Below are 13,110 nucleotides of genomic sequence, written 5' to 3' on the forward strand. Positions count from 1 at the left end.
TGTTGTGATGATTGGTGGAAATCTAAAGAAAAGCATCATTGTGATGATAATTGGAGTTCTCAGAAAAAGCATTGTAATGATGATTGGTGGAAATCTAAAGAAAAGTGTCATTGTGATGACGATTGGAGTTCTCAGGAAAAACATTGTAATGATGATTGGTGGAAATCTAAAGAAAAGTGTCATCGTGATGATGATTGGAGTTCTAAACGAAATAAGTGTCGTTGTAAATGTTTCTTTATTTGTTGCCATTGTAAAAGAAAAAATTGGTAATATTTTTGATGTCAACTTAAAGGAAAGAATATATCTTTTGGAACCAATCGGACTTTTCCGGAAAGTTGATCCCTCACCTACTTCCTTGCTTTTGCTGAATTTTTAGATGGGGGCATTACTGCCCGGCAAATACTAGAATGTAATATATAAAAAGCTGACTGCTTATAGTCAGCTTTTTATATATTAACACGTAAAGGTTTAAACAGACATATAAGCAGTCACGCTTTGTCATCACCTTGTTGTTGTAAATTAGTATTTCTCCATTGAATAGACATTCCATAATATCGTATTTTGATTAAAACTAAAAAACATACTTAACACTAATAGTAAAATTTTTCTTCTTCATCAAATTCACTTCTTTTCTTTTTATAAACATAAAAAAAAGGATCTCTATTTATATAGAGATCCTTTCTAACTTTATAATTTACTAGACTGTAACCCCTGAATAAACGGAACTACCTCAGGATTTACAAGCGATGATAAATCACCTAATTCTTTTCCTAAGTAAGCTGCTTTAATAACACGGCGCATTACTTTAGAATTACGTGTTTTCGGTAAATCTTCTACAACGTGGATGTCTTTAGGACACAACGCTTTTCCAATATGAGAGTTTACTAAACTCATTAATTCTTTCTTTAATTCTCCTGTGAATGTTACATGATCTCTTAACACTACAAAACAATGACAAACTTCACCTTTTACTTCGTCAGGTACACCAATTGCAGCAGCTTCGATTACATCGTTATGTTTCACAAGAATAGATTCATATTCAGCAGGTCCAATACGTTTACCTGCAATATTTAACGTATCGTCTGAACGCCCTGTGATGATATATTGTTCACCATCGTAAATGACCCAGTCACCGTGGACCCATTTATTTTCAAAACGCGACCAATATGTGTTTACGTAACGTTCATCATCTTCCCAGAAGCTTTTCGTCATACCTACCCAAGGTTTCTCTAAGCATAATTCTCCGACTTCATCTCGAATGGGTTTACCTTGATCATCCAGTACGACAGCTGCCATTCCTGGTAAAGATGCGTTAAAACTAATCGGTGCTATTGGCTTAATAAGAACATTACCGAAAATCCCACCAGAGATTTCAGTTCCACCTGAGTAGTTACAGATTGGGACATTTCCTTTTCCAACCGTTTCAAACAGCCACATCCATGGATCAGGATTCCAAGGTTCTCCTGTTGATGCGAATACTTCCAAACTCTTTAAAGAATGTTTATTGACATACTCATCACCTTTTGCCATCAATGCTCGGATTAACGTTGGCGAAATACCTAGATGAGTAATCTCATATTTATCAACTGTCTCCCATAACCGGTCTGCTTCTGGGAAGTCTGGAACACCTTCGTACATAACCATCGTTGCTCCATTAATGAGTGAACCGAATAATAGAAACGGCCCCATCATCCAGCCCATATCAGTTACCCATAATACACGATCACCTTGTTTAATATTCATTCCAAATCCTGCATCAAAAGCTGCTTTCAAAGGAAATCCTGCATGCGTGTGTACTGTTCCTTTCGGCTTACCAGTCGTTCCTGATGTATAAATGAGCATTAATGGATCATCACTTTGCATTTCCTCGGCATGTATGAATGGTTTTTCTTTTTCTAGCGTACTCCACGAAAAATCATAGTTATGTGGTGTAAAATCATTTCCTGCATGACGAACGATAACAACTTTTTCAACAGTTGGGCAATACTCACAAGCTTTATCTACTTCATCTTTTAAAGAAACAATTTTACCGCGGCGTGAAAATCCATCTGCGGTAATAATCATTTTTGAACCTGCCGCTTGCACACGTGTCATGACTGCATCAGACGCAAAGCCTGAGAATATTGGTGAAATAATTGCTCCGATTTTCATTACAGCTAGCATCGCAACAACTGTTTCTGGAATCATCGGCATATAAATTGTTACACGGTCACCTTTCTCAATACCCGCGTGTTTCAAACCATTTGCAACACGACTTACCCAGTTGTCAAGCTCTTCATATGTAAATGATTTTGAAGTTCCATTTTCCCCTTCGTACTGAAGTGCTGGCTGTATTCTCGTGTCTTCATCCGCAAGCCAGCGGGATAAAGCTGATTCTACAACGTTACATGTTCCGCCATTATACCACTGTGCAAACGGTGTACCATTTTCTAAATCTAACACGTCTGTATAAGGTTTCATCCATTGATAGCCTACTGCCTTTTCTGCCTCTCCCCAAAACCAAGCTGTTTCCTCGATAGATTTATTATAAAAAGTTTCATAATCTTCATATCCCAATGATTTCATCCAACCATATAAACGTGTTTTTTCCTTGTACTCTTCTGTTGGAAACCAAACTGCTTGTTTCAATGTTTTCCCCTCCTTAACTTTTTGAGCAAGAAAGCCCTAAATAGGGCTTTTAAACTGGATATACAGGATGTTTACGATCCGTGAATACTTGATATTTACTCATATACATTTCGAAACGTCCTTTTAATTCTTCACGTAAATTGTTTGGATGAACAATACCATCAATCACCATCTCTGATGCTAAATGATAAATATCAATATCTTTCTTATACTCTTCACGTTTTTCAGCAATGAAGCTAGCACGCTCTTCTTCTGGTAAAGCTGCAATTTTATTTGCATATACAGCATTAACCGCAGCTTCTGGACCCATTACCGCAATAGAGGCTGTCGGTAATGCCAGGCAACAATCTGGTTCAAATGCTGGACCTGCCATCGCATATAAACCAGCACCATATGCTTTACGAACAACGATAGAAATCTTCGGTACAGTTGCTTCACTCATTGCAGAAATCATTTTTGCACCATGGCGAATAATACCAGCACGCTCTACTTTTGTTCCAATCATAAATCCTGGTACATCCGCAAGGAATAATAATGGAATATGATATGCATCACATAAATTAATAAACTTAGCAGCTTTATCAGCTGAATCATGGAATAATACGCCGCCCTTCATACGCGGCTGATTTGCAATAATACCAACAGGCTTACCATCAATACGTGCTAAGCCTGTAATTAGCTCTTGAGCAAATAATTTTTTCACTTCATAGAATGAACCTTCATCAATAACTCTATTAATGAGATCTTTCATATTGAAAGGAGCATTTTGATTTTCTGGAATGATTTGTTCTAACGTTTTATCGAATTGTTTCGGTTCTTGAGGTGTAACCAATGGAGTCTTTTCTAAGTAGTTATTTGGAAAATATGAAATGTATTGTCTTGCTTGTGTAATCGCATCTTCTTCTGTCTTGCATAAAACATCTCCGCATCCTGATACAGAGCAATGCATACGAGCTCCGCCCATCTCTTCTAAAGTTACCTTCTCACCGATAACCATCTCAGCCATACGAGGAGATCCTAAATACATAGATGCATTTCCTTCTACCATCATTACAACGTCGCAAAAGGCTGGAATATAGGCACCACCAGCTGCAGAAGGTCCAAATAATAAGCATACTTGAGGAACTTTACCTGATAATTTCACTTGATTATAGAAGATTCTTCCTGCACCACGGCGCCCTGGGAACATTTCTACTTGATCTGTAATGCGCGCTCCAGCAGAGTCGACTAAATAAAATAACGGAACACGTAGTTTTTCAGCTGTTTCTTGAATACGTAAAATCTTTTCAACTGTGCGTGATCCCCATGATCCAGCTTTTACAGTAGAATCATTGGCCATTACACATGCAGTACGACCATGTATTTTACCCGTTGCCGTTACAACGCCGTCCGCAGGTAAGCCTGTTTGTTCACAGTTAGCAAATAATGCATCTTCTACATATTCGCCATTATCAAATAGAAGCGCTAAACGATCTCGAACAAATAATTTTCCTTTTGCTTTATTTTGTTCATGATACTTTGGTGCGCCGCCTTGTTTAATCGTTTCAACTCGTTCTTCAAATGAATTAGATTGTTGTTTTTGATCTAACATATTTACTCCCCCTTATACGTTGGTGTGCGTTTTTCCTTGAATGCTTGTAATCCTTCTAATCTATCTTTCGTATGGATTACACCTTCATACGCTTGTTTTTCCATTTGTAATCCGGTATGTAAATCAACTTGAATACCATTTGAAATTGCCTCTTTTGCTAATCGAACAGCAATAGGTCCATTACTAGCAATTTTCTCTGCTATTTCAATCGCTTTCTCTTCAAGTAAATTAGCTGGTACAACAAATTCTACTAAACCATATTCTTTTGCTTCTTGCGCTGAAATACGTCTACCTGTATAAATTAATTCTTTCGCTCTACCAACACCAATTAATCTCGGTAAGCGCTGTGTACCACCCGCTCCTGGTATAATTGCAAGTGTCGTTTCAGTAAGACCAAGACTTGCAGATTCAGCAGCAATTCTAAAATCACAAGCTAAACTTAATTCCGTACCACCACCAAGTGCGATTCCATTTATAGCAGCAATAACTGGCTGTGGTAATTGTTCAACCATCTCCATAGTCGTGCGAATCATACTAACAGCATGGCGAACTTGTTCCTCATTCATACCAGCACGTTCTTTTAAATCAGCACCAGCACAAAATGCTTTTTCACCAGCACCTGTTAGAATAACTACACGCGTATTGGACTCTTCACTTATTTGAGTTAATATGTTTTGTAACTCTTCTAATAACGCTAAAGATAATGAGTTTGCTTGTCTTTCACGATATAACGAAATCTTTACAACGTGAGGTGTTACATAATCAACTGAAATGTTTTGTAATTGTAGCATCTTCTCACCTACTTATCGTTTTATGTTGAAGCGCTCTATACACATGACTCGGTAATTGGATATTTAGCTTACTTTGAATAAATTGACTAGCTCGCAATAACTTTTCTTCGTCTATATTCGTTTGAACTCCTAATTTATGGAGCATATGTACTAGGTCATCAGTAGCAACATTACCTGATGCTCCTGGTGCATAAGGGCAGCCCCCGAGTCCACCACAAGAACTATCAAATGTTGTAATACCGTATTCTAATGATTTAACTACATTTGCTAGAGCCATTCCATACGTATTATGAAAATGCATGGCAAACTGCGAAGCATCATACTTCTTTAATAGATGTTCTAATACTTGTTCTACTTGTAATGGATTCGCTACACCGATTGTATCCCCAAGAGAAACTTCATAAATGCCGTATGAAAATAGTTGATTACATAATTCGTCAACTGCTGTGACACTTATATCCCCTTCATAAGGACATCCAAATACAGTAGAAACATAACCTCTTACCTTTTTCCCTTCGAATGATGCCTGTTTTGTTATATCTTCGATTACAACTAACGCTTCTTTAATCGATTTATTAATATTACTTTTATTATGAGATTCACTTGCTGATAAAAAAACATTCACCTCATCTACATTTTGCAAAAAAGCTCGTTCCAAACCATTTTGGTTCGGAACAAGCGCAGCATATGTAACATTTGGATCCCTTTTCAGCTCAGAAAACACATCATTTGCATCCGCTAATGCTGGGACCCATTTTGGGTGAACGAATGAGGAAACTTCAACATACGACAATCCTGCTTCTGTAAGTAGTTGAATCCATTTTACTTTATCTTTTGTGCCAACAATCTTTTTTTCATTTTGTAAACCATCACGTGGTCCTACTTCTTTAATGACAGCAAAATTAGGTAGTTTCAATTCGCTTCCCCCTATATCTCCCTATTCAATTTCTAATAATACATCTCCTTCATTTACAAAATCGCCTTCTTGCACATTAATTTTCATAACTGTGCCGGCTTCTTCTGAAATGATTGGAATTTCCATTTTCATAGATTCTAAAATGACGACATCCTGCTCTTCCTCTACTGTATCTCCTACTCCTACAACAATCTTCCAAACGTTTCCTGCCATCGATGCGTATACTTTCGTCATCATTTTTTCCCCCTTAATATTGTTAGATCTTATTTTTTAACGAGTTGTTTCGTTACAAAACCCGTTGTATAAATACCCGCTTTGAACACTTCGTCTTCCAAAACTTGCAGTAGCATTGGCGTGTTCGTTTTAATACCTTCTACTTTTAATTCTTCTAGAGCATCATGTAATTTCGAAATTGCTTCTTCACGAGTCTCGCCATGTGCAATGACTTTCGCAATCATTGGATCATAGAAAGGTGTAATCGTTACATGATTTTCTAAGAAGTGATCAATTCGTACATTTGACGGTAATGTTAAATCTGTAATTTTCCCAGGTGACGGGAAGAATGTTTTCGGATCCTCTGCATAAATACGAGCTTCAATGGCATGACCACTACGTTTTACATCATCCTGAGTAAATGATAGTTTCTCTCCACTTGCGATAAGGAGTTGCTGTTCTACAAGGTCTAATCCCGTAATTTCTTCTGTCACTGGATGCTCTACTTGTAATCTCGTATTCATTTCTAAGAAATAGAAATTTTTCTGATTATCTACAAGAAACTCAACTGTACCTGCATTTGTATAGCCAAGTGCTTTGGCAGCTTGTACAGCAACTTCTCCCATCGCCTTTCGTGTACCTTCATCTAAAAATGGTGAAGGTGCTTCTTCGATTACTTTTTGATTTCGGCGCTGTACCGAACATTCACGCTCCCATAAATACACTGTGTTACCATGTGTATCTGCTAAAAGCTGAATTTCAATATGATGCGCATCTGCTATATATCGCTCTAAATACATTTCTCCGTTACCGAAGAAGTTTTGCGCTCTTGTTTTATTACTTTCAAACGCTTTGGTGAGCGTTTGCTCAGTTTCCATCAACTGCATACCAATGCCTCCGCCGCCTGCGGATGCCTTAAGCATTAATGGATAACCAATTTGTTTTGCAATTTCAATTGCTTCTTCAGCAGTTTCAATATTTGTAGTAATACCTGGGACTACTGGGACATCTGCTGCTTGCATTGCGATACGTGATTCAATTTTACTTCCCATCTTCGTAATGATTTCTTCTGAAGGACCGATAAATACGATTCCTTCTTCTTTGCAGCGAACCGGAAAAGACGGATTCTCTGATAATAAACCATAACCCGGATGAATCGCTTCTGCATTTGTCTTCTTAGCTATTTCAATAATTTTTTCAAGGTTTAAATAACTTTCTTGAACACGCGGTCCACCTACTAAGTAAGCTTCATTTGCCATCTTCACATGAAGGGCATTTTCATCTGCTTCAGAATAAATAGCAACAGTGCGTATGCCAAGTTTTTGACAAGTTTTCATAATACGAACAGCAATTTCCCCGCGATTCGCAATTAATATTTTTTGAAACATAGTGATTCCTCCTTTTATCTACATCCTAAATGTCTAGCAATTACAAGACGTTGAATTTCAGAAGTTCCTTCACCAATTTCTAATAGTTTCGCATCACGAATATGTCGTTCAACTTCATATTCACGCATATAACCATATCCACCATGAATCTGTACTGCTTGATTCGCAATACGGCTTGCTGCTTCCGATGCAAATAGTTTTGCCATTGCCGCTTCTTTGCCGAAAGGTTTATCGTTATCTTTTAACCAAGCTGCTTTATGTACTAAATTGCGTGCTAGCTCTACTTCAGTCGCCATATCAGCTAATTTAAATTGAATCGCTTGGAAATTAGAGATTGACTTTCCAAATTGTTGACGTTCTTTCGCATATTGTAATGCACGTTCAAAGGCTGATTGCGCAATACCAACTGCCAATGCAGCAATTGAAATACGCCCTCCATCAAGTGTATATAAAAATTGTTTAAAGCCTTTATTTACATCACCAAGAATATTTTCTTTCGGTACACGAACACCATCAAGTACGATTTCACAAGTATTAGAAGCGCGAACACCCATCTTATCGTAAGGACTTGAAATCGTTAATCCTTCACTCGTAGTAGGCACGATAAATGCAGAAATACGTTTTCTACCATTCTCTTCAACACCGTTGACAGCGGTTACAATAATTGTATTTGCATACTCTGCGTTTGTAATCCAACACTTCTCACCACTGATTACATACTCATCACCATCTAATACCGCTTTCGTTTGAGTACCACCTGCATCTGATCCAGCATTCGGCTCCGTTAATCCGAAGGCACCTAATGTTTTACCTGATGCCATTGGAACTAAATACTTTTGTTTTTGTTCTTCTGTACCGAAATAATAAATTGGAGAAGCACCTAATGAAATTGTTGCAGCATAACTTAAACCGGTGCCACCACAAGCGCGACCAATTTCTTCAACTGCTAACGCATACGATACCGTATCGCCACCTGAACCTCCATACTCTTCTGGGAATGGGATGCCTAATAATCCTAGTTCGCCCATTTTTTGAAATGTTTCATATGGAAACTCTGCAGTTTTGTCATAATATACAGCTTTCGGTGCGATTTCCTTTTCAGCAAAGTCACGTACCATTTCTTTAATCATTTGTTTTTCGCGAGTTAGAGTAAATTCCATTCCGCTACACACCCCTTATCGAATATTGAGTTTCGACAGCGTGCGAGTTTCTACTACAAACATAACAACTTAAAAGACAAGAATATTAGTTAGACAATTGCTATAATTCTGTCATAACTTAATTTTAAAACAGATTCTGTACTAATGCACAAAAAAATTCCTACATTGTTCTACAACAACATAGGAGATTTCGTGTCGAATTATGTAATTTATTGTTTAATAATCTCTACCTTTTCCCGAATCAGAAATTTCTACTAATGCTTCAGGGTATGGTTCGAAATACGTTTGTCTTAATAAATACTTTTCATCAAATCGAATGGCCCATGATTTTAAAATTGTAAGTAAACTACTAAGTGGTATTTTCTTTTCTGCATACTTTTGTAACAGTTCTATAAAATGATCTTTTTCTTGTTTTTTTAGCTTTGTTTTAAAATATCCAAAAATGTGCTCGCATACATTTACATTCGATGTATAACGGGGCGCACGCATAAATAATTCATATAAAGTCTTCTCATAGTTTTCAAATACCACTTCAATCTTTTCATTTTTGTGATTTGCAATTATACGCCCTAATTCCTTTTGTTTCACCTGATTATATGCCATAAATAAATATTTATTGTCCGACTGAAACGATACAAGTTCTTTCATATTTTTATTGTGTTTAATCATTTTGTAATATGCGATTGTAAATAACCTTGTAAAGAAATGCTCTCTAATAATAAAATTCGACAATCTACCTTCCTCTTCAATAGGAAGATGCGAAAAAATTTTTACTACTGCTCCGCCAAATAAGCCAGCTCCTTTTCCCTTTGCTGGCGCTTTTTCAAAACCAGAATAAATTTTCACATCACGCGTACCACAACTTGGTGAACGATTCTTTAAAATAAAACCATCCACATCCGGTATCGTTTGTAAAAAGTCATTTGAAAACTGCTCCATTTTTTCAGTTACATCTTCTCGTGTCGACGGTTGCACAAGTCTATTCTCACCATTTTCTTCTACAATTCGTATCGTTTCACGAGGAGTCCCCAATCCAATCTCCACTTCTGGACAAACAGGTATAAATGTAACAAATGGCTGCAAATTTCGTATTGTTACATCTGGAATCATCTCTCCATTATAACGACAAGCATCAAATTCTAAACACTTACTTACGACGATTGTAGGTTTTGCAAATTGTCGCATCTTATTACCTCCTTATTGCTAGCCCGTATAATATAAATTGTACTAAGATTAACATTTTAAGCAAAGTTTGATTCAGTTATTTTTATGAGAAATATATATCCAATGATATATTAACAATCATTCAACTCTATTTTCTATAAATGTGCGCCCTATTAATGAGGGTTTAGATATTGTGAAATGAATAATACACACATGCTTCGGAGAAATTAATGATAAGAAAGGAGGGAATTGTTATGAAAAAGAAATTATCATCTATTTTAAGTGTTTTAGCACTCTCTATTATGTTTTTAGGTACATCTGCGCAAGCTGAATACGATGGAAATAATATGAATAGAGTGAATAACACTGATATTTCAACTCGAGTAAATGACAATAATTTAGACAGAGTTAATAATGATGTAAGAACTCGAAATGTAAATACAACAAATGATTTAAATGATAATCGTGATAGAAATAATAATTGGGCTTGGCTTGGTTTATTAGGACTAGCAGGATTATTAGGTCTTAGAAGAAGAGACAAAGAAACACGCTGATTTAGAATGTTTTTAATAAACAAGTACTTATTTATCAAAAATATATAACGAAAATAAATCGCCTTTTTAAAGGCGATTTATTTTTACTTAAAAAGTAATATATGTAATTCACACTTCGACGATTAAATTCGTGGAGTTAATCCATACAATATAAATTGAATCGTATTTTCAATTTCTGCTTCATCATTCCATTTTTCTTCAGGTAATAATAAAAATCGTGTTAATAATAAACCTAATACAGCTGATAAAGTAAGACGTAGTACGGAAGATGGTGGTATCTCAATAATCTCTCCTTCTTTTTGAAATTTCACAATCAACTTTTTGAAATGTGAAAACAGTTCTGTTTCTACTAATTGCTGTATTTCATTTTTCAGTTCTGGTTGGAATGGCACCTCTTGAATTAATATTTTTATCATAGGAAAGTGTTTTTGAGCAAATTTAAACCTATTATGAATTACAACCCTTAAAAGTCCTTCGTATGATTCATAATCCGATTTAAATATTTCTTTTGCAAAGGTTTGTACGAAAAATGGTGCAGCGAACTTAGTTAAAGTTGGCATTACGACCGCTAGTAATAAATCTTTTTTTGTTTTATAGTAGCGGAAGATGGTTCCTTCCGCTACACCAGCACGCTTTGCAATTTCACTTGTTGAAGTTGAAGCGTATCCTTTTTCTCCAAACATATCAACAGCCGCCTCTAATATACGCATTTGACGTTCATTTCGTTTATCCGTATTAGTTGCAGCTATTAATTCCTCCAGCCAATCCTTCTGCATTTATAAAGCTCCTTTTTGTCATTATTATATTTTGCGATGTTTCTTTAAAGCAAATACATTTCCTACTGCAAATAATATTGCAAAAAGTAATAACACAGTAAGATCTAATGCAATCTCTGTAAACCCTTGATTCCGAATCATCACTTGTCTCATTGCGTCAGCGCCGTATGTGAGTGGAAATACTTTCCCTAATATTTGTAGCCACTTGTTCATAGATTCCATTGGAAACAATCCAGAAAAGAAGATTTGTGGCACAATAACAAGCGGTATAAATTGAATCATTTGAAATTCATTATTTGCGTATGCCGATAAAAACGTACCTAATGTTAGTGCAGTTAAAGAGAGCATACATGTAATAAGTAACGTTAGCCATATGGAGCCAGCTACGTATAAATCTAAAATATAAACGGAAAAACTTACGATAATAATGGATTGTATAAAGGCAAAGATTCCAAAACCAATAATATAACCTGCGACTATTTCCCATCTTCTTACTGGGGTGGATAATAACCTTTCTAGCGTACCACTTAAACGTTCTCTTACGAAAGATACACCTGATAATATAAATACAAAGAAAAATGTAAAGAAACCAATTAATACAGGACCAAGCCCATCAAACATCGTAAAGTCTTTAGAGCCATGTAAATAATTTACTTCAGGTTTCATAATCGATACATCATTCTTCTCTGTGCTTTTTTGCAATACTTGAAGTACAGCACGATTTTTTGACGAATCACTACCTTCCAACAGAAGTTTCATTTTTCCATTCTCTATTCGAAATACTGCATCTACCTTTTGTTTTTCCAACTCAGAAATCGCCTTTTCCTTACTGTATTCATAAATTGACGCTTCTTGATTTTTCATCACTTTTACTATTTGAGCGGGCATATCAACAACAGCAATTTGCGGTATATAGTCTTTCTGTGTAAACACTAGTGACAAAAGCCAAAGTAATAACATCGGTGCTCCAAACATCATTGCTAACGAACGCTTATCTCGAAAAAATTGACGAATAATACGTATGATTACACCAGTAACTCTCATGATGGTACCACCTCTTCTAGCAAAAAGACATCTTCAATCCGTCCAGATGACACGCGTTTTTTCAATTCTTCAGTTGTTCCAACCGCAACTAGTTTCCCTTCTCTAATTAACCCTAGACGCTCACAAAATTCAGCTTCATCCATAATGTGCGTCGTTACAATAATCGTTGTGCCTTTCTTTTTAAGATCATAAAATTTTTCCCAAATCGTTTTTCTAAGAAGCGGATCTATCCCCACTGTAGGCTCATCTAAAATTAATATTTCTGGTTCGTGAAGGAGCGCTATTGCTAATGATAAGCGTTTTTTCATTCCACCTGAAAATTGTTGTACTTGCTTTTTCATATACTGTGACAATTGTACAAGTTCAAAAACCTCTGCAATTCTTGTCTTTTTACGTTTTCCCTTTAGTCCATACATCGTTGCTATAAAATCTGCATTTTCATATGCTGATAATTCTTCGTATAATGCATCCGCCTGGGCCATATAACCAATTCGTTTCATTTCATTTAAATTAGGCATATTAGTATTATTAACAAGCACTTCACCTTTCGTTGCCTCATTAATACCTGCAATCATTTTAATGAGCGTTGTTTTCCCAGATCCAGAAGGTCCAACAAAACCAAAAATCTCTGCTTTTTCAACTTGCAATGAAAGATTGTGTAACACTTCTTTTTTTCCAAAACTTTTTGATACAGTCCGTAAAATAATTGAAGGTTGTTGCACGTTTCATCCTCCTTTTCTAATAAAAATGAGTGAGTACTCACTTTTATTTTACTCTTGCTTAATTATATGTCAAACTTCGTTGATTAGTATGTATGTTCAATCACCGATATTAAACAATGAAACAGAGTCGACATTAGAATTTCATTTCCTAAAGTCGACTCTG

Annotated in this window: 13 protein-coding genes; 2 read left to right on the top strand and 11 right to left on the bottom strand. The window is 36.0% G+C overall.

Going from position 1 to position 13,110, the window contains the following annotated elements; genetic code table 11:
- On the top strand, window positions 1-376 hold a 376-nt coding region (locus MR107_RS22855), incomplete at its 5' end, for a hypothetical protein (protein ID WP_242292736.1).
- Window positions 377-687: 311 nt separating this feature from the next.
- Here the strand turns inward: MR107_RS22855 and MR107_RS22860 are convergent.
- The 8 genes from MR107_RS22860 to MR107_RS22895 all read right to left on the bottom strand — a co-directional run bounded on the left by MR107_RS22860 (window position 688) and on the right by MR107_RS22895 (window position 9,872).
- Entirely contained in the window at window positions 688-2,628 is a 1,941-nt protein-coding gene (locus tag MR107_RS22860) for an AMP-binding protein (RefSeq protein ID WP_211478126.1), read from the bottom strand.
- A 49-nt stretch (window positions 2,629-2,677) separates the two neighbouring features.
- Complete coding sequence (locus MR107_RS22865; protein ID WP_000886744.1) at window positions 2,678-4,219, bottom strand: acyl-CoA carboxylase subunit beta; 1,542 nt, start codon at window positions 4,217-4,219, stop codon at window positions 2,678-2,680.
- Between the two features lie 2 nt (window positions 4,220-4,221).
- Window positions 4,222-5,010, bottom strand: coding sequence for an enoyl-CoA hydratase (locus MR107_RS22870; protein WP_000939818.1), 789 nt, complete (start codon window positions 5,008-5,010; stop codon window positions 4,222-4,224).
- 4 nt (window positions 5,011-5,014) lie between these two features.
- A complete protein-coding gene (gene mvaB, locus MR107_RS22875; RefSeq protein WP_242292737.1) occupies window positions 5,015-5,926 on the bottom strand; it encodes a hydroxymethylglutaryl-CoA lyase in 912 nt (303 codons plus the stop codon).
- Window positions 5,927-5,947: 21 nt separating this feature from the next.
- The gene (locus MR107_RS22880; RefSeq protein ID WP_001987345.1) at window positions 5,948-6,163 is read right to left on the bottom strand and encodes an acetyl-CoA carboxylase biotin carboxyl carrier protein subunit; all 216 of its coding nucleotides are present in this window, start codon (window positions 6,161-6,163) and stop codon (window positions 5,948-5,950) included.
- Between the two features lie 26 nt (window positions 6,164-6,189).
- Complete coding sequence (locus tag MR107_RS22885) at window positions 6,190-7,527, bottom strand: acetyl-CoA carboxylase biotin carboxylase subunit (protein ID WP_000486749.1); 1,338 nt, start codon at window positions 7,525-7,527, stop codon at window positions 6,190-6,192.
- A 14-nt stretch (window positions 7,528-7,541) separates the two neighbouring features.
- Window positions 7,542-8,687, bottom strand: a complete 1,146-nt coding sequence (locus MR107_RS22890) for an acyl-CoA dehydrogenase (RefSeq protein WP_000397282.1) — start codon at window positions 8,685-8,687, stop codon at window positions 7,542-7,544.
- 216 nt (window positions 8,688-8,903) lie between these two features.
- Window positions 8,904-9,872 carry a YbgA family protein gene (locus tag MR107_RS22895; protein ID WP_242292738.1) on the bottom strand — a complete coding sequence of 323 codons (969 nt, stop codon included), beginning with the start codon at window positions 9,870-9,872 and terminating at the stop codon, window positions 8,904-8,906.
- A 233-nt stretch (window positions 9,873-10,105) separates the two neighbouring features.
- On the opposite strand from MR107_RS22895, the gene MR107_RS22900 reads away from it, so the two are divergent.
- On the top strand, window positions 10,106-10,405 hold the full coding sequence (locus tag MR107_RS22900; protein WP_000728151.1) for a WGxxGxxG family protein: 300 nt from the start codon (window positions 10,106-10,108) through the stop codon (window positions 10,403-10,405).
- 122 nt (window positions 10,406-10,527) lie between these two features.
- On the opposite strand, the gene MR107_RS22905 is transcribed toward MR107_RS22900, so the two are convergent.
- Genes MR107_RS22905 through MR107_RS22915 form a run of 3 tightly spaced genes read right to left on the bottom strand, consistent with a single transcriptional unit; the run spans window position 10,528 to window position 12,947 of the window.
- Window positions 10,528-11,181 (bottom strand): TetR/AcrR family transcriptional regulator, encoded by a 654-nt coding sequence (locus MR107_RS22905; RefSeq protein WP_048656282.1) that lies wholly within the window; start codon window positions 11,179-11,181, stop codon window positions 10,528-10,530.
- 24 nt (window positions 11,182-11,205) lie between these two features.
- Window positions 11,206-12,225 (bottom strand): ABC transporter permease, encoded by a 1,020-nt coding sequence (locus MR107_RS22910; protein WP_048656283.1) that lies wholly within the window; start codon window positions 12,223-12,225, stop codon window positions 11,206-11,208.
- Window positions 12,222-12,947, bottom strand: coding sequence for an ABC transporter ATP-binding protein (locus MR107_RS22915; RefSeq protein WP_001187071.1), 726 nt, complete (start codon window positions 12,945-12,947; stop codon window positions 12,222-12,224). The genes MR107_RS22910 and MR107_RS22915 overlap by 4 nt, the downstream gene beginning before the upstream one ends.
- Between the last annotated feature and the right edge of the window lie 163 nt (window positions 12,948-13,110).

The sequence above is a fragment of the Bacillus cereus group sp. BfR-BA-01441 genome (genome assembly GCF_022663075.1).
GTDB classification, from domain to species: Bacteria; Bacillota; Bacilli; order Bacillales; family Bacillaceae_G; genus Bacillus_A; species Bacillus_A cereus.